Source organism: Lysobacter sp. CA199, from assembly GCF_052078715.1.
GTDB lineage: Bacteria > Pseudomonadota > Gammaproteobacteria > Xanthomonadales > Xanthomonadaceae > Lysobacter.
Genome location: NZ_JBQJIL010000012.1, coordinates 1 through 16115 on the forward strand (window position 1 = coordinate 1; position 16115 = coordinate 16115).

The following is a 16115-nucleotide window of genomic DNA, read 5'->3' on the forward strand; positions in this document are numbered from 1 at the left end:
TCCCGAACTCGGAAGTGAAACGCATATGCGCCGATGGTAGTGTGGCTTAAGCCATGCAAGAGTAGGTCATCGCCAGGGGCTTTACCCTAAACGCCGCAACCATTGGTTGCGGCGTTTTTCTTTGGGCGTAGAACAAAGCCCCGGCCGCTCACACAAACACCGCGACGATTCCGTCGCGGTGTTTTCGTTTTGGATGATGGGAAGATGTGGCGGCCACCGTGGATACCTCCTTACTCAGGACGATTCGCCTGCTCTCACTCAGAGCCGTCGATTGGCGATTCGAGATCGGAACTTCATAAAGTCGGATTATTTGAATCCAGTAAGTTCGCCGAAATCTCCAGCAGTCCCGTTTTGCCGGGCCCGGTTATTACGCGACCCAGGCCAGGCAAGATTCGAGCCTCCCATGACTACCTGGGCCACAGGCGGGACCTATTTTTCAGGCGCCAAAGCGGCAGCACCGGCCGCCGGATTCACACCGCGCCGTTACCCGCGAAGTCGCCCATCAGAGGTCGCCGGAATCGCTCGAAACCCGATCCGATCGGAAGGGCGTTGACCGCCTACTTTGCAGCTTCAGCCAAAGGCGCCAGTCCGAACTCGACCCGGGTAAGTCCGTCCAAGGTCTGGATGTCCAGATCGATGCGATAGCGCTCGCACAGCCGTCGGACGATGGCCAGTCCGAGCCCGAGCCCGGCGCTGCCTTCGCGGCGCCGATATGGTCGATGCACGCTGGCGAGCAGCTCGGGTGCGATGTCGTAGCCGCTGTTGGCGATGCAAAGACGAGTCCCGCGGCCGTGTTCACCGTGGTCGACCCCGATGCGCACGCGCCCGGCTTCGGTATGCGCGAAGGCGTTGCCGATCAAGTTCGACAGCACAATGTGCAGCACCGGTTCGGGCAGTTCGCTATGGACGTCGGATGGAACGTCGATATCGAGTTCGATCGATTTGCCTTCAAGCAACACCGCCTGATCCAGGATCACGCGTTCCAACAGCGGCAGTACGGCGACAGGGCCCGTCATGGGCGGAGCATCCTGGGTTTCGCGGGCCAGACTCAGCAGCATGGCGACGGTTCGTTCGAGCTGCAGCGCCGATTGGCGTAGATGGATCAGATGTTGGCGGCCGGCCGGCGACAGACCCGGTTCTTCCAGCAAGCGTTCGCTGGTGCTGCCGATCACCGCCAATGGCGTACGCAGTTCATGGCTGGCGTCGCGGGTGAACTCACGTTCGCGTCCGATGAAGGTGCGGATGCGTTCGACCAGATCGCTGACCCCCTGCGCGACGAGGCCGATTTCGTCGTCGGAGCGCTCGGGTACTGCCAGGACGGGAAGATGCTGCGGCGTGATCGAGCCCACCTGCGTGGCCAGCCGCGCCAGCGGTGCGGCGGTGCGCCGCGCCAACCAGTAAGCGATCGCCAGAGCCAAGGCCAGTACGGCCGCCGCGGACCAGGCCAGCAGCTGCAGGACCCGGTCGCGAATCGGCCGGACGACCAATTGCCGGCTGACTTCGGCGACCAGCCACGCGCCGTCGGCAGGATTCGAAGCCGAAAGCGTTTTGATGTGGTAGTGGCGACCGTCGCGCCCGGCGAACTCCTCGCGCCAGAATTCGCGCTGGTAACGCTCGCGCAGATCGTCCGGAAACTGCGCTAGAGCGGTGTAGACCTTCATGTACGGACTGCGCGGGGTTTCCCAACGGCCATGAGCGCGCCGCGCGCGTTCCAACGCCACGGCCTCTTCTTGCAGAGCCGCTTCGAAGAATGCGTCCTCGGTCGCGTACATGAAACTCATCGCATACAGACCGAACAAGCCGGCGACCAGCACGGCGAAGCCGCCGAACGCGAGCATGAGCCGATTGCGCAGACGCCGCCGCGGGCGCTTCACGGGCGTTCCTGCAACTTGAAGCCGACCCCATGAACGGTGTGCAGCATCGGCCAGACGAATGGTTTGTCGAGTGCTTGCCGCAGCAGGTACAGATGCGAGCGCAATGGGTCGGAAGGCGGACTCTGTTCGCCCCACAGCCGCTGCATGAGCTCGGTGCGGGTCAGCGTGCGCGGCCACGCCTCGGCGAGGATCAGCAGGATCCGATAAGCGGTCTGATGCAGATCGAGCGCGATGCCGTCGCGCTGCGCACGACCGAGCTGGCGATCGATGGCGAGCGGACCGATGCGCAGCAGATGGCTTTCGCCGCCGCGATGGCGTTGCGACAGCGCCAGGCAGCGGGCGAGCAATTCTTCGCCAGCGAATGGCTTGACCAGATAATCGTCGGCGCCGGCCTGAAAGCCCTTGAGCTTGTCGGCGAGCGTGTCGCGGGCGGTGAGCATCAGCACTGGGATGCGCCGGTCGGCGCGTTCGCGCAGTTCGGCGCATACCCGCAAGCCGTCCAGGCCGGGCAGGTTGAGATCCAGCACCAACACGTCGGGCGGATCGTCCAGGGCCAACCGAAGACCGGTGCGGCCATCGGCTGCGAAGTCCGCCCGATGGCCGTGCGACTCGAACATCGCCGCCATCGCCGCCCGCAACGGCAGATGATCTTCGACCACGAGTATGCGCAGACGCTCCACCATCGCCGCTCAGCTTCCGATGCGTTGCAACAGTTGCTTAGCTTCGGCCATGTCGGGGTGGCTTTCCAGTACCTCGCCGACCAGCGATCGCGCGCGTTCGCGATCGCCCAATCGCAAATGCGCCTCGGCCATGCCCAGCCGCAGTTGCGGCTCGGGCATGTACGGCGCGGCCAACTGCATGATCGCCAGCGCGTCGCGGTTGGCGGCCGGATCCTGGGTGGACTGGAGTTGGTAATAGCCGAGCAGGCCGATCAGCTGCACGTGATAACCGTCGCGGTCGTCGGCCAGCGCCTTGCGCGCGGCGTCGGAATCGCCGGACAGCAGGCGTTGCACCAGTCCCAGGGTGCGTTCGTCGCGCCACGGCGTACGCGCCTTGGGCCGACGGCCCAGCGTGGTCACGATGGCTTCGGCGACCGCGGGCGTCGAGTATGGGTTCTGACCGGTGATCAAGCGACCGTCGACCACCAGCTTGGGCATCATCAACGCCGCTTCCTGCCATTGCGCACCTCGCGCCTTGAGCGCGTCCTCGAGTTGGAACCGGTATTGCTTTGCCCAACGCTTGCCGAACACCGCTTCTTCTTCGTTGCTGAAACCGGTCATGCGCTTGCCGTCGACCAGCCACGCGCCGTTGCCCAGGCGCACCTCGACCAGCGAGGCAGGGCCGTGACAGACCGCGGCGACCACGCCGCCGCGTTCGTAGATGTCGGCCAGCACCTTCTGCAGGGCCGTGTCGACGGGCAGGTCGAACATCGCGCCCTTGCCGCCGACCACATAGACGGCGGCGTACTCGGCGGCACGCACTTCACTGGTCCTGCGGGTCGCGGCCAACTGCTTGGAGGCGTCGGGATCGGTCAGCAGGCGTGCGTTGAAAGGTTCTTTGGCGTCGTATTTGTCGGCCTCGACGCGACCGCCTGCGGGGCTGGCGACATCGACCACATAGCCGTTGTCGCGAAAGATCAGATACGCCTGGGCGAATTCGTCCATCTCGAACCCTGGCCGGGTCTTGCCCTGGTCGCGGCCTTCGCTGCTGACCACGATCAGAATCTTGTCGGCGGCCAGCGCAGGCAGCGCGGCCAGCAGCAGCGAGAAAGCCAGTACGGCACGGTGCAGGAGGTGCGAGGTCATGGAGGCGCTCCGGATATCAGGAGGCCTCAGTGTCGACGCCGGTTGTGAATCAAACTTCAAACGCGGCCGGCGCGCGGCCGGCGCCGCGATCAGGCCGTCTTGCGGAACGTCACCACCAACACGTCGCGATGCGCTTCGCGCTGCGGATCCTGCGGCGTTACCGTGGTGACGCCGTGGAACACGCGCGAGTCGTCGACCAAGGCGGCGTCGAGCGGTGCGGTCAGGGTAAAACTGCCCAGTTCCGCGCCGTCGGCCGCGTGGATGGTGGTGGTCCCGCTGAGGATGTTGTGACGGTCGATGAGCAGCACGAGCACATAGTCGACCCCGTCGCGGTGCACGCCTTCGGGTGTCGGCTGGCCTTCCTGATCCGCGCGCGCTTCGATCCGGAACTGGTGCAGTTCGACATGCCAGGTCGAGGTCTGCGGCGCGAGCGCGGAAAAGAAATCGCGGCAGAACGCCAGGACGGTGCGCATGCTGTCGCCTTGCGCGATCTCATCGCCGACCGGCTCGAACCAGCGTTCGATATCGCCCTGCAACGCGTTGTAGTTCAGGCTCTGATAGTGCGGCTGATGCGCCTGTCGCTCGATCGCGCCCTCGCGCCCGGCGCGGAACACCGCGTGCCGGCGCCGGCGATGGCGACCGACCTGGGCCAGGTAGGCATCGGGCGCGAGTTGGCTCCAACTCGCGGCGAACGCATCCCAGTCCGCCAGCGAACCATGCTGCAACAAGTGCGTGCGCATGTCGGCGCCGGCGACGAAGCGGAAGCCGCTGTCGTGCAGTGAACGGGCGAACTCGTGGTGATCGGACAACGGAAGCGAGGGCATGGTCGGACTCGGCGAAAAGCGGCGCAACGAAACGGGCAGGGGCGGCGATGCGCGGCTGGCGAGGGCTAGCGCGCAAGGCGGGGATCGCAGGCGCCCCGCCGCCATCGCAACGCCATTCGGACCCGTCGATGCATGCCGTGCGCCTTGGCGTTCAGATCGCCGCCAACGCCGCCAACACCAGCAGCGCGATCACGCAGGCGAATCCGCCCACCCACGCCAGGCTGCGCAGCGGCGCCTTGCCGACGAGGTAGAACACGCCGTGGAGAATGCGCAAGACGATGAAGGCGACCGAGAGGATCACGATCCACTGGGTGTCCACGCCGGCCAACTGCGCGCCCAGCACGCCCGCGGCGAACGCCGGGAAGGCCTCGAACGCATTGAGATGGGCGGCGTAGGCGGCTTTCGAGCGCGGATTGTCCTGGCGCGCCTGCCAGCCGCGCGGATCGCGGTTGTCGTAGCGCTGGCCGTTGGCCTTGGCGATGGCGGTCCACAGGTACGGCAGCAGGGCCGCGGCCAGCAGACACCAATAAGCGATCGTCATCGACATAAACCTTCCTTGCAGCCGGACCGCGACGTCGCGGCCCGCTCAGCGTAGCGGAAAAACGACGGCGCCCAGGGGGCGCCGTCGTCGCTTCGACGTGCCGCTGCGTCCAGGCCGATCCTTGCAGCGATCGGCGCGGACGCTGGCACGGTTTACTTCGCCGGCGTCATCAGCTTGTCGTGCGCGGCGCGGAAGGCGTTGCCTTCGTACCAGTTCGGCCACTGTTCGTTGCCGGCCAGGACCTTGCCCACGCCGTACAGCGCGTCCAGGTCCTGGACCACGCCGTCGAGCTTCCAGGCCGCGTCGAACTGGTCGGCCGGCTTGTGATAGCGGTTGTCGCGGTAGTCGACCTGGGCCTTCTGGCCTGCCTCCACGCCGCCTTCGAGCAGATCGTCGCCGCCCTTGGCGTACAGCGCGGGGACGCCGGCCTTGGCGAAGTTGAAATGATCGGAGCGGAAATAGAAACCGTCCTGCGGCGTGCCTTCGGCATGCAGTACGCGCTGCTGACTGTCGGCCACGGTCTTGAGGATGTCTTCGAGCTCGGAGCTGCCGTAGCCGACCACGGTCATATCGCGCGCCTTGCCGATGATCGGCATCGCATCGAGATTGATCACCGCCACCGTCTTGTTCAGCGGCACGGTCGGATGGGCGACGTAGTACTTGGAACCTAGCAGGCCCGATTCTTCCAGGGTCACCGCCAGGAACAGCAGCGAGCGATCCGGCGGCGGCGTCTGCTTGGTGAAGGCCTCGGCGATCTCCAGGATGCCGGCCACGCCCGACGCGTTATCGACCGCGCCGTTGTAGATCGTGTCCGGACCGGTGGTCTTGGCGTCGGCGCCATGACCTTCGTGGCCGCCTTCGCCGGTGTGATTGCCCAGGTGATCCCAATGCGCCATGTAGACGATGGCTTCGTCCGGACGCTTGGCGCCGTCCAGGCGTGCGATCACGTTGCGCGAGGACTTCTCGCTGATCTTGCTCTTCATATCCACCGAGGCCTTGGCCTGCAGCGCGATCGCCTTGAAGCCGCGCTTGCCGGCGGCCTGATACAGCTGATCGAGGTTCTGGCCCAGATCGCCGAGCAGCTTGCGCGCGGCATCGCTGGTGATCCAGCCCTGCACCGGCAGGCGCGGTTCGGGATCGTCCTTGGCCGGCAGATCGAACTGCGCGCCCGACCATGAGTTCCTGACGACCTCCCAGCCATACGAAGCACCGGCGGTGTCGTGAATGATCAACGCCGCCTTCGCGCCCTGGCGCGCGGCTTCTTCGAACTTGTAGGTCCAGCGGCCGTAATAGGTCATCCGCTTGCCTTCGAACAAGGTCGCGTCCTGGCCATGGAACCCCGGGTCGTTGACGAACATCACCACCGTCTTGCCCTTGACGTCGACGCCGGCGTAGTCGTTCCACTGCTGCTCGGGCGCGTTGACGCCGTAACCGACGAAGACCAGGTCGCTGGCGTCGATCGTCACTTCCGGCTGGCCGGTACGCGTGCCCACCACCATGTCGCTGCCGAACTTCAGCTCGCGCGCCTGTCCCTTGACGTCGAGCTTGAGCGTGGTGGTTTCATCGGCGGTGGTTTCCACCATCGGCACGGTCTGGAAATAGCTGTCGCCGTTGCCGGGCTTCAGTCCCAGGCGCTTGAACTGCGCTTCCAGGTACTGAACGGTTTTTTCCTCGCCGGCGCTGCCGGGCGCGCGGCCTTCGAACTCGTCGGAGGCCAGCGTCTTGACGTGCTGGGCGAAGTCGGCGGCATTGATCGCGCCGTCGAAGGCGTGATCGGCGGCAGTCTGGGTCGGCGCCGCGGACGGCTGGGCCGGGGCCGGCGCGTTGCCGGCGGGCTGGTTGCATGCCGACAGCGCCAGAGCGGCGGCCACCAGCGAGGTGGCTTTCAAAAACGGGGTCGTTCGGGACAAGAGCGGAACCTCCAGGAGCGGCGGGTGGGCCGGGGGTGGGGGAGGTCCATTCTAGGGTTTGGGCCGGGTGTTCGGGGGTGAGATATTCGGGGAGGCCAGGAGAGATATTTAGCCTGGAAGACGCCGGATGATGGAGGAAGACGACGGGCGGCTGGCAAAGGATTGCAGGACGTGCAATCAGCCCTGAGAGCCGAACATGTCCAACTGAGCAAGCTGTCGATCCCGAACCCTGGCGCGCTCGATCAGCTTGCGCATACCACGGTCGGTCATATTGTACTTGCGTGCCAGCTCGGCAAAGGAGCACCCGCCTCGACGGTACTCCTCAAGGATCAGGCGATCGCGTTGCGCGAGCCTGAATGCATAGTCCACCGGGATGCTGATGACCTGCCCCGCCCAGTCCTGGGCGAGCGCGTCAGCCACCGCCGCGCCGATCTGCTCGGCGACGTCGGCGGCGACACCCAGCAGGCGGGCCGTCTCCGCGGCGCGGGCGGCGGCCTGGGAGAACAGTTCGCTGCGGCGGACGTCCATCGCGTTCATGGGGCGGCGCTCGGCCCCTGGTCCGCATCGGCCGCGGTGGCGGCCCGTCGGTTTGCATCGATCTGCAGGGCGGCGACCAGGCGCCGCAGTTGGTCGGCGTTGCACCATTCCAGGCGGTTGACCCGGAACATCCGCTTGGCCAAGCCGTGGGCGTAGGCCCATTCGCGGGAGGCGTCCGCCAGCAGTGCCTCGATCTTGGTCAGAAGCGGCACCGCGGCCACATCACGCGGGCGGCCCAGGTAAGCCCGTCCCTTCTTCGCCGCTGCTCGGACCGCCCGGCCCCGGGGCGCCAAGCGCGCGAACTCGCCCAGGACAGCCAAATGCTCCCCTGGGGTCATGGCGCTGGCCGAACGCTTGCCGGTTACACGCTCCAGCAGGTCGCGATAGGCATCATCGTCCAGGCCAGCCTGCTGCTGGGCCATATGGATACGGGCCAGTTGGCGGTTGCGATCGGACTTCGGACGCCCGCCGTCGCGACGTTTAGGCATCGGCGCGCTCCTGGGTTGCATCAGCTCGCACCAAATGGGCCGTGGGCGGGCTGGAGTAGATGGGCGCCCACGGTGTCGCGTAACCGCTGGAACGGTCGGCGGGCCGCTCCGCTCCGATGCTGAGCTGCACGCGACCATCCTGCTCACGCAGGTAACCATAAGGTTCGACAGCGCCGGCCACCGCTTGCTGCACGGCGCCAATCGCAATCTCGACGCGCTGGCCAAGAAGCGGGCGGAGCGCGGCCGCTTCTCCTTTTGAGAGACCCGAAAGCACCATCGTTTCGCCGTCGACCTCTACGGTTGCGCGGAAATCGACAACGCGACCATCGTCCGACAGGTCGATCAGGATTCCGACCGACCTAGAGCCCGCGCCTGTCGCATTCGGCACGGGCGTGGGTGCAGGCTCCGATGCAACGCTCGCCAGCAACTGGGTTTTGAACACAGCGGCCGGGAGCGGCGTGGGCAGCATCGTCACCATCGCGGTGCCGACCACCAGGCACTCCAACGGATCAAGGCCCTGTGCCATGCATGCGGGGCTTTTCCAGAGCGTATCGCCACGAATGTAGAACTCCGCTTTCTGGTCGGCGTCCTGTCGGAAGTGAATGACCGTCATGAGCTGCACGGGCATCTGATCATCGACGTGGGTGTTCATGATTGGATCTCCGCGAAGCCGACGAGATTGGGCGACTGCGGACTGAGCTGGATCAGGTCGCGCAGAATGAGGTACTGCAGGGCCGCCTCGACATAAGGCCGATCGTCGACGTCGGTCACCAGCGTGGTATCGAACCAGGGGCGCCCCGATGCGTCGTATTGGTACGGGCACATGGTCTCGATGTCCGCGCGTGCCGACTCGTCCGCGATGGAGAACGCCAGCGATTCGACGGTTACGAACTGCTGCAGCTCCGCCGCCGGGCGCCCGGTGCGATCCGCTGCGGCCTTGGGCAACGGCGGCAGCGCACGGCTGGCCGTAGGCGTGATGGCGTAGCTCATCGGGGCACCTCCACCACGACCAGGTCCACGTCGTCGAATTCGGGAAGGTAACTGGCATCGAAGTCGATGATCCGAATACCCTGGCCGGGCCAGCCCTCCAGCGCGTCGAACTTATCCTGAAGGGCGTAATGGACGTGCGTTCCATTGAGCACGAAGTCGAGAAAGCTGGCACCGGCGAGGCGAGCCACCACCACGGTCAGATCGCCGTTAGCGGCAGCCAACCGTTCCGCCGATCCGGTCCAGAAGTTATTGATCTCGGCGGCGTATGGATCGATCACGTCGTGATCGATTTCGATAGTCACCGACATATCGGTGTCTGCGTCGGAGACGCAATAGCGCTTCTTCACGACTGGACCTCCTCGATCTTCGATTCGTGCGGGACCACGGCAAACTCCTCCTTCTGCTTGAAGGTCACGCCCTTGATCGGCTTGTCGAGCGACTCGCGATCGGCGAGCAGCTTGGTCTTGTCGATCTCTTCCTTGGTGCGCAGGTACTTGCCCTGGTAATCGTCCTTGAGGCGCTTGACCAGCTCCGCCGCCTTGCTGATCGACACGCTCCACGGCGCGAAACGCCAACGAACCTGGCCGGTCGCGAAGTCGTGGAATTTGACCCTGCCGTCGCGCGTCAGGGTCGCGCGATTCGCCTCGCACCACAGATGCACGCCGCGCATCTTCTCGGCAATCTGCTCGCCGAGCGGCTTGGCCTGATCTTCGAACGTGGCCTTGACCTTGGCGAGCGTGTCGTTCATGCCGGCTTCCAAACGCTGCCGCTTGCGGTGCAGCGCGCCGATCTCGCCGATCGCGGCGTTGACTTCGTCGCGGCTGCCCGGCACCCAATGCTCCACGGCATCGGCCTTTACACGGGTGGATTTTTTGCTCATTGCAATGCTCCAAAATTGATGCTGCTGGGGGCGTCCGTTTGCCACCGGTCGCGTTGGATTCGGTTAGCGCGCGGCCTCGTACCGCGCAGCGCAAAGCGCGCCGAATGCGAGATTCAGATGCAACGGAGCGCGCCCGAGCGACTCGGCGGGCAGTCCATCGATCACCTTGCTCAGCTGAGCCGTGAGCATGTCCAGCTCGGCAACGAGCGAACGCTCCTCGGGTTGGGCGTGGGCCTTAGAAGCCGCTGCCTGGGTGGCGTTCGCCAGAGCGTCCGCGAGGGTCGGTGCGCCGGTGTTGTCGGCAAGACGGTAGACGCGGGCCTTCTCATCGGCGTCGTATCGCGAAACCAGCCAGCCATCCATGACGCCGTCGGCGAGTACCGAGCGCACCAGGTGCGATGGAAATCGGTCGCCCAGCTCGTTCTCGATGTCCTGCTGGGTGTACGCGATATCGTCGTCGAGACTGCGCTTGACCGCGTCGCGCGCGTCCGCAGGGCTGGGCGGCGGCCCTGGCGGCGTACAGACCAGTCCGATCGAGGCCGCAGTGTTGGGGGCGCTGAGCGCGGGGCCGACGCTCGCCGGCTCCAACTCGGCACCGCTCCCGCCCAGATACGCGCGAAGTTCCGGCGACGGTTCGTAGAGATAGGCCCCCCACGCGCCGTTGCGGATCAGCCAGCCGCCCGCGAAACTCTGTGATAACGCTTGCCGAACCGAACTGGGCGAATACTCGGAGCAAGCCTCGACGACTTCGCGCTGCAGCAAACCAGAACCTGCGGCCAATAACGCGGCGCCGATGGCTTTGGTGATGGGGCTGGGATTACCCAACATGGTCGACCTCCGGGGTGTCGATGGGTGTGACGACAACGCGCGGCAGCGTCGAGGGCGCGACAGCGCACACCAACTGCACGACGACATAGGTCAGACGCTCGCGATCGACCTGCGCGGCCACGGAAGCCACGGCTTCGTCGGCATTGTCGAACTGCCGGAACGCGCCAACATTGCGGGTGGGAAGAGCCACGAACTTACCCATGACCCACCGCCCGCGTAATCGGCAGATACTCGACGTACTCCAGTTGCACGCCGTAGAACGGCGCTGCCCAAACGTGCTCGACGCACGTTGCGCTAGGGCGGCTGGATTTCAGGCCGAAGCGCGAGAACTTCGGGCGGCGATCCACCGTCAGGACCGCCTTGCGGCCTTTGCCGGCCGGCACGGCGACGTAGCTCACGCCCTTGACCGTGATGCCCTGCCGGGTCAGGCGCTTGATCGCGGTGGATGCAGCGGTCAGCGCGGATTGAATGCCTCGATTGCTCATGATGAAACCTCGTCAGAATCCGAAGGGAGGGGCAGCCCTAGCTGCCCATACAGATCCGGCACGGCGCGGCGCTTCATCGCGCACACCTGCCGCAAAGTGGTCATGGCGCGGCTCACCAGGAACGCGCCGGTCTTGTCGATGTCCTCGCCGTTGGCCGCGAGGAAGTAGCCGCTGCTCGGCGTCGCGCAGATCGGATGACCGTCAATGCGCAACTTCTCGATCACTTGGCGCAGCCGACGTTCATCGGCCGGTGCGTGCACGCCCATGATCGAAGTCACCAACACCTGCGCACTCAGCCCCTTGGCCTCGCCCACTGCGCTTTCCAGCGCGTGCAGCACGGCTTCGGGAGTGATCTCGCGCAGGAGCAGCGACATCTGCATCAGCTGTTCGCCTCCATTGCGCTCTTCAGGCGCAGAAGCCGCTCGATCTCCGCCAGTCCCAGAGCGACGCCAGTGATCAGGGTTTCGACGCGAAGGTCGACCTGCACATTCGTCTCTGAGTAGTCCCCGTCATGGCGCTCGAACGGCCCGAATGTGTGTTGTTCGATGAAGTCGATCACCGGCAGGACGCTGAGACCGTTGTTCTCGACAAACGCGACGTCGGGATTCAGCCACAGGGGCAGCAGATATGCCGCCGCCGCGATGGCGAGCTGGCCGCGGTCGTGTTCGTCGTCGTGGTGAAAGTCGTAGCCTTTGACGGTGACCTGGCGCGCGCGCTCCAAAGTGACCAACTGCAGGGCGGTTTGAGCCGCGCGATCCGCGCACTCGTTGTTGAACATGGACATGGTGACTCCTGTCAGCTGATGGCTTTCCAAGCGCCCTGAGCATTGCGGGCGCGGATCGCGAGGTTGTAGGTGTCGAGGCCGGCGATCGTGACGCTGTAGCCGGTGGATCGGCTCGGCGGGGACGTGTGTTCCCACAGCAGGCCGACGCTGCGCAGCGCTTCGGCGTCGGCTCGCTGGTGGGGCTCGATGATGTGTGCGACGCCGAACTCGGCGTTGGCGTCGTGGATCTGCGCGATCAGTCGCAGCTGTGCGTGACTGAGTTCCATCAGGCGGCCTCCACCAGCTGCTTGCTGACGACCGGCGCCCCGAGATCCGCCGCGCGGTTCATGGCAGCGGCCAACGCATTGTGGATCGCCTGCGGATACAGCAGCGAACCGACGCCGCGAGCGGGCGTGAGCTTCTTGCGTAAAGCCTCGATCGCGGCCGTCTCGATGATCTTGTTGAGCGGCATGCCCAACCGCTTGAAGCGGAAAGAGAGGTAGTTCTCCAGTTCCGAATCCAACGGTTGCATCGTGATCACTTCGATGCGCTGCACGACCTCCCGTACTTCCGGGTTATGTTCGGACAGCTTCGCGCCCAACTCGGGCTGACCGATCAGGATCACCGACAGCAACGGGCGCAACCCATCCTTCAACTCGCGGAAGCGCTTCAGGTGCTTGAGCGTGGCCAACGGCAGGGCGTGGGCTTCTTCGATCAGCAGCGCGTGGCTGTGGCCGGCGCGGGCGCTGTCGCGCAGCGCTTCGTGCAATTGCTTGAACCGCTGCTCCGGGCTGTTCTTCAACTTGGTGAGCGGGGACACCCCTGCCATGATCGACTCGGCGATATGCTGGCTCTTGAGGGTCTTGCCGACCTGGTCGTTGCTTTCCATCGCCAGCACGTACGGCTCGATCAGGATGATCGGCACCTCCTCGCGGTGGATGCGATCGGTCAGTTCTTCGCGCAGGGTCGATTTGCCCGAGCCGCTTTCGCCGACTACCGCGATGAACCCGCCGTGGCGCGCGGTCTGATAGACCGACTCGCGCACATAGCGGATGTCGCTGCTGAGAAAGACCTCTTCGGCCGTGACCGGATCGGCGAACGGGTCGCCGGCCAGCTGGAAGTGGCGCCGGGCCTGCGGTGTTAAACTGTGTTTGCGTAGTAGCATCTGCTCTTCCTCGTCGGTGGTAGTGAGCTGCGGGGAGTCCGGGGCCGCCGTGTTCGCGCACGGCGGCTCCTCTTCGTTCCAGCGGCCGTAGTCGGCGCCGTGGTTTTTCAGGTACTGGGTGATCAGCCGATCCACGCTGTCGCGAGCGAGTCCGCGCGGGAGCTGGTTGTGGTTGATGAGGGCATTCAGCGCGGGACGGCTGAGGCCGACGGCTTTGGCGAGCGCGCCCTGCTTGATGGCGGCGTCGGCGAGGATCGATTTCAATCGGAGCGTCACGCGGCACCTCCCACCACACGCAAGCCGTTGCGCGGCTGCGTCGTCAGTTCGGTGGCCCATGCCTCGACCTGGTCGATCGGCAGGCCATCTGCCCAGCGCTCGGCCGTCCGCGCGTACATCTCCGCCGTCCAGGTGTGTCCGCTGCGCTCCACCAGCGGCTTGAGCCGCGTTGCGGCCTCGTAGGTGTTCAGCGGCGCCAGTTCCGCACGAATGGCTGGAACCTCGACACGCGGCGCTGCCACCCTGACGTCAGGTGTTTGGACGTCGATTGCCGTACCGGCGCGGGGAAGGTGCGCGACGCTGGGCGCTTGTGCGATCGAGAGGCTGGCATCGACCGCGCCGCCGAATGGCAGAGCCCGGGCTTTGCGTTTCGCCACGGCCTCGCCGTCGGTCTCCGCGCCCATCACCAAGCGCTCGACCGCCTTACGATTGGTATCGGCCGGGGTCTCGCGGTGCGCATGGAATGTTCCGACCGGGACCGCATTGATGAAGCCATAGCTGTCGGCGAGCAGCGGTTCCACCTCGTACCAGGTATCGCGGTCGTCTTCGCCCGTGATCAGCACCTGGGCGCCATTGGTGGTACTGAATGCGTTGCTGGCGACCCGCAGCTTCTCGCCGACGATGACGCCTGGCACTCCCGACACATCGAACTTGCGACCGCGGAACGAAATCTGCAGCAGCGCGTTCACCACGCGATCCTCGGGCGCACGCGTCGCCAGGCGCATGCACGCCGAAGCGTTCGGCGGAATGCGCAACTGCGCAGGCGTGATCGTCATCCATGCTTGGTAGCGCGAGGACTTGTGCCGACTGTGCTGAGCTGTCGCGTTGAAGTTTCGCATCCAGGCCCAGGCCGCGATGTTCAGCGCATCGAGATCCGGAACCGGCTGGAAGCGCAGACGATGTTCGAACTTGCGTTCGACCAGATCGTTGGTCTTCTCGACCTGCCCCTTGGCCCACGGTTGCCCCGGTTGGTTCACCCACACCTGGACGCCGAGCGCGGCACACAGATTTTTGAACATCGCGCTGGTGTTCGCGCTACCCGGGTCCACCATGATCATGCGGGGGGCGCCGCACATCGGATCATCGGCGCCGCGGCGCTGCATGGCATTGATGAAGGTGCTGCACAAGTTCGCGCCGGATTCCGCGCCCAGCACGTATTCGACGTAGAAGGCCCCCGACGCGTGATCGGTGAAGACGTAGCGCCACACCCGATCGTTGGCGATGCGGTCCAAGTTCTTCGGCTTGTTCTTGTTGAACTCGGCGACCGGCATCGCGCACAGGCCGGCGGTGCGCTTGAGGTAGTACAGGACGCACAGGCTCGGGTCCGCCTGCCATACCTGATTGGGGTGTTCCGTACTGAGGGATATCTTCGGAGTCGGTGCGCGCAGCTGCCCAGGGTGCAGGCGGTTGGCACGCAGGGCTTTGGCGCAGGAACTGGGGCTGAGCAGTCGAACTTCGCCGGTAGCGACGTCGATCGACTCGCCGCGAATGAGCCGGTTCGCACGCAGCGTGTCGAGCGCGCCGGCTACGTCGCCGAGCTGCTTGCCCGTTTGACGGTTGGTCTCCAGCAAAAAGCCGGAGACCGTTTTCAGTTCCTCGTTCGTCCAGTCGGAGGTATTGCGATCGGAACGACGCTTCCGGATTCGTACGCCCGAGAGCGCGCCGCTGATGTACCTGTGCGCGGTCTGCACGCTGCAACCGAGCTGCTCCGCCAATCGCTGGGTCACAGCCCCCTTCTGACCGCGCTGTGCGGTCAGGATTGCGGTCGCCGCTGCCTCGATCAGTGCTGCGTTGGCTGTCCCCGCTGCCCGCATGGCATCAGCCCTCCGCCGACCAAACCGCGACTTTCTGGTCGCGGATGACGGTGGCGCACACCGACTCGTCGTCCCGCAGCATGCGCAGATCGCCGACCAAGTCGGCGAGCACGCCGCCGAGGAAATCGGCCACGTTCAGACCGTTCTTGTCCGCATGCTCGGCCAGCGCCACCACTGCGCCGCGCAAGCCGACCTCGTCGCTCTCCGGGGCGATGGCCGTGCGGACCGCGCTGGCCGCGTCGTGCACCGCCTTCCGCAAGATTTCCGATTGTTCGGCGGGCAGCGCTTCGCGCCAGCGACGCTGGGCCTTCGCCTTGTCGGTTTCGGCTTTGTCCAGTCGCTGCTGGGTTTTCGCCAGCACGTCGTCTTTTGCCTTGAGCGTTTCCCCCTGGTCGTGAACCAGGGCGCGCAGCTCGTCGCGCGTCATGCCCTTGATCTTGTCCAGCTTCAAATCGCCGGATTCACCCTCTTCGGCCAGCTCAATGAACTGGTCTTCTGGGAGGGACAGCATCTCGATCAGCTTGGATTGCGATCCCGCCGCCTCGATCAAATCGGTCGCGCGCGACCGATTTGGAATCAGCGAGATCCTGCGTGCGGCTTCGATCATGCGGTGTGCCTGGCGCGGCGCGATGCCCAGGCGCTCCAGCATTCCGCCCCATTCACCGTGGTTCGCGCAGCCGCGCGCTACGGTCAAGTAGCGGCCGGCGCGCAAAAAGGCTTCGCAACCCCGGTGCATTTCGTTGCGGATAGCGGCCTCGTAATGGTCGAGCTGCCAGGGCAGGCCGTCGCCGAACACGGCAACCAACTGCTCGGTCTCCTGGCGCAGGTTGGCTTCGTCGATGGCGGTTTCGGGCAGGGTCTTGCCGATGAACTCCGGGCCCACCTTTTCGGCGGGGACCAGGGCGTTGCGGCCTGCGGACTTCTTTGCGGGCATG

The 16115-nt window shown here is 65.3% G+C and carries 21 protein-coding genes and 1 rRNA gene; 1 reads left to right on the top strand and 21 read right to left on the bottom strand.

The window, feature by feature from the left end; translation table 11 throughout:
• A 5S ribosomal RNA gene (gene rrf / locus ACTOWJ_RS21225) occupies positions 1 to 78 on the top strand; the annotation flags it as partial.
• A gap of 479 nt (positions 79 to 557) precedes the next feature.
• On the opposite strand, the gene ACTOWJ_RS21230 is transcribed toward rrf, so the two are convergent.
• The 21 genes from ACTOWJ_RS21230 to ACTOWJ_RS21330 all read right to left on the bottom strand — a co-directional run bounded on the left by ACTOWJ_RS21230 (position 558) and on the right by ACTOWJ_RS21330 (position 16114).
• Complete coding sequence (locus ACTOWJ_RS21230; RefSeq protein ID WP_441336604.1) at positions 558 to 1874, bottom strand: sensor histidine kinase; 1317 nt, start codon at positions 1872 to 1874, stop codon at positions 558 to 560.
• Positions 1871 to 2557 carry a response regulator transcription factor gene (locus ACTOWJ_RS21235; RefSeq protein ID WP_441336605.1) on the bottom strand — a complete coding sequence of 229 codons (687 nt, stop codon included), beginning with the start codon at positions 2555 to 2557 and terminating at the stop codon, positions 1871 to 1873. The genes ACTOWJ_RS21230 and ACTOWJ_RS21235 overlap by 4 nt, the downstream gene beginning before the upstream one ends.
• A 6-nt stretch (positions 2558 to 2563) precedes the next feature.
• Positions 2564 to 3679 (bottom strand): DJ-1/PfpI family protein, encoded by a 1116-nt coding sequence (locus tag ACTOWJ_RS21240; protein ID WP_441336606.1) that lies wholly within the window; start codon positions 3677 to 3679, stop codon positions 2564 to 2566.
• 89 nt (positions 3680 to 3768) lie between these two features.
• Positions 3769 to 4503: a 2OG-Fe dioxygenase family protein gene (locus tag ACTOWJ_RS21245; protein ID WP_441336607.1), complete on the bottom strand. Its 735-nt coding sequence runs from the start codon at positions 4501 to 4503 to the stop codon at positions 3769 to 3771.
• A gap of 151 nt (positions 4504 to 4654) precedes the next feature.
• Entirely contained in the window at positions 4655 to 5050 is a 396-nt protein-coding gene (locus tag ACTOWJ_RS21250; RefSeq protein ID WP_441336608.1) for an MAPEG family protein, read from the bottom strand.
• Between the two features lie 146 nt (positions 5051 to 5196).
• Positions 5197 to 6954, bottom strand: coding sequence for a M28 family metallopeptidase (locus tag ACTOWJ_RS21255; RefSeq protein ID WP_441336609.1), 1758 nt, complete (start codon positions 6952 to 6954; stop codon positions 5197 to 5199).
• A 177-nt stretch (positions 6955 to 7131) separates the two neighbouring features.
• The gene (locus ACTOWJ_RS21260; RefSeq protein WP_441336610.1) at positions 7132 to 7491 is read right to left on the bottom strand and encodes a Mor transcription activator family protein; all 360 of its coding nucleotides are present in this window, start codon (positions 7489 to 7491) and stop codon (positions 7132 to 7134) included.
• Positions 7488 to 7979 carry a phage protein GemA/Gp16 family protein gene (locus ACTOWJ_RS21265; protein ID WP_441336611.1) on the bottom strand — a complete coding sequence of 164 codons (492 nt, stop codon included), beginning with the start codon at positions 7977 to 7979 and terminating at the stop codon, positions 7488 to 7490. The genes ACTOWJ_RS21260 and ACTOWJ_RS21265 overlap by 4 nt, the downstream gene beginning before the upstream one ends.
• Positions 7972 to 8631: a hypothetical protein gene (locus tag ACTOWJ_RS21270; protein WP_441336612.1), complete on the bottom strand. Its 660-nt coding sequence runs from the start codon at positions 8629 to 8631 to the stop codon at positions 7972 to 7974. The genes ACTOWJ_RS21265 and ACTOWJ_RS21270 overlap by 8 nt, the downstream gene beginning before the upstream one ends.
• Positions 8628 to 8969, bottom strand: a complete 342-nt coding sequence (locus ACTOWJ_RS21275; RefSeq protein ID WP_441336613.1) for a hypothetical protein — start codon at positions 8967 to 8969, stop codon at positions 8628 to 8630. Before ACTOWJ_RS21275 ends, ACTOWJ_RS21270 begins: the two co-directional genes overlap by 4 nt.
• Positions 8966 to 9316: a DUF2528 family protein gene (locus tag ACTOWJ_RS21280; protein WP_441336614.1), complete on the bottom strand. Its 351-nt coding sequence runs from the start codon at positions 9314 to 9316 to the stop codon at positions 8966 to 8968. The genes ACTOWJ_RS21275 and ACTOWJ_RS21280 overlap by 4 nt, the downstream gene beginning before the upstream one ends.
• Positions 9313 to 9849 carry a host-nuclease inhibitor Gam family protein gene (locus tag ACTOWJ_RS21285; RefSeq protein WP_441336615.1) on the bottom strand — a complete coding sequence of 179 codons (537 nt, stop codon included), beginning with the start codon at positions 9847 to 9849 and terminating at the stop codon, positions 9313 to 9315. The genes ACTOWJ_RS21280 and ACTOWJ_RS21285 overlap by 4 nt, the downstream gene beginning before the upstream one ends.
• Before the next feature lie 63 nt (positions 9850 to 9912).
• Positions 9913 to 10677 carry a hypothetical protein gene (locus ACTOWJ_RS21290; RefSeq protein ID WP_441336616.1) on the bottom strand — a complete coding sequence of 255 codons (765 nt, stop codon included), beginning with the start codon at positions 10675 to 10677 and terminating at the stop codon, positions 9913 to 9915.
• A complete protein-coding gene (locus ACTOWJ_RS21295; RefSeq protein WP_441336617.1) occupies positions 10667 to 10879 on the bottom strand; it encodes a hypothetical protein in 213 nt (70 codons plus the stop codon). Before ACTOWJ_RS21295 ends, ACTOWJ_RS21290 begins: the two co-directional genes overlap by 11 nt.
• Positions 10872 to 11162: a hypothetical protein gene (locus tag ACTOWJ_RS21300; protein WP_441336618.1), complete on the bottom strand. Its 291-nt coding sequence runs from the start codon at positions 11160 to 11162 to the stop codon at positions 10872 to 10874. The genes ACTOWJ_RS21295 and ACTOWJ_RS21300 overlap by 8 nt, the downstream gene beginning before the upstream one ends.
• Entirely contained in the window at positions 11159 to 11542 is a 384-nt protein-coding gene (locus ACTOWJ_RS21305; protein WP_441336619.1) for a hypothetical protein, read from the bottom strand. The genes ACTOWJ_RS21300 and ACTOWJ_RS21305 overlap by 4 nt, the downstream gene beginning before the upstream one ends.
• Complete coding sequence (locus ACTOWJ_RS21310; protein WP_441336620.1) at positions 11542 to 11946, bottom strand: hypothetical protein; 405 nt, start codon at positions 11944 to 11946, stop codon at positions 11542 to 11544. The genes ACTOWJ_RS21305 and ACTOWJ_RS21310 overlap by 1 nt, the downstream gene beginning before the upstream one ends.
• 11 nt (positions 11947 to 11957) lie before the next feature.
• The gene (locus ACTOWJ_RS21315) at positions 11958 to 12212 is read right to left on the bottom strand and encodes a hypothetical protein (RefSeq protein ID WP_441336621.1); all 255 of its coding nucleotides are present in this window, start codon (positions 12210 to 12212) and stop codon (positions 11958 to 11960) included.
• A complete protein-coding gene (locus tag ACTOWJ_RS21320) occupies positions 12212 to 13366 on the bottom strand; it encodes an ExeA family protein (protein ID WP_441336622.1) in 1155 nt (384 codons plus the stop codon). The genes ACTOWJ_RS21315 and ACTOWJ_RS21320 overlap by 1 nt, the downstream gene beginning before the upstream one ends.
• Entirely contained in the window at positions 13363 to 15093 is a 1731-nt protein-coding gene (locus ACTOWJ_RS21325; protein ID WP_441336623.1) for a hypothetical protein, read from the bottom strand. Before ACTOWJ_RS21325 ends, ACTOWJ_RS21320 begins: the two co-directional genes overlap by 4 nt.
• A gap of 91 nt (positions 15094 to 15184) precedes the next feature.
• Positions 15185 to 16114 carry a hypothetical protein gene (locus ACTOWJ_RS21330; RefSeq protein WP_441336624.1) on the bottom strand — a complete coding sequence of 310 codons (930 nt, stop codon included), beginning with the start codon at positions 16112 to 16114 and terminating at the stop codon, positions 15185 to 15187.
• Position 16115: the final 1 nt, after the last annotated feature.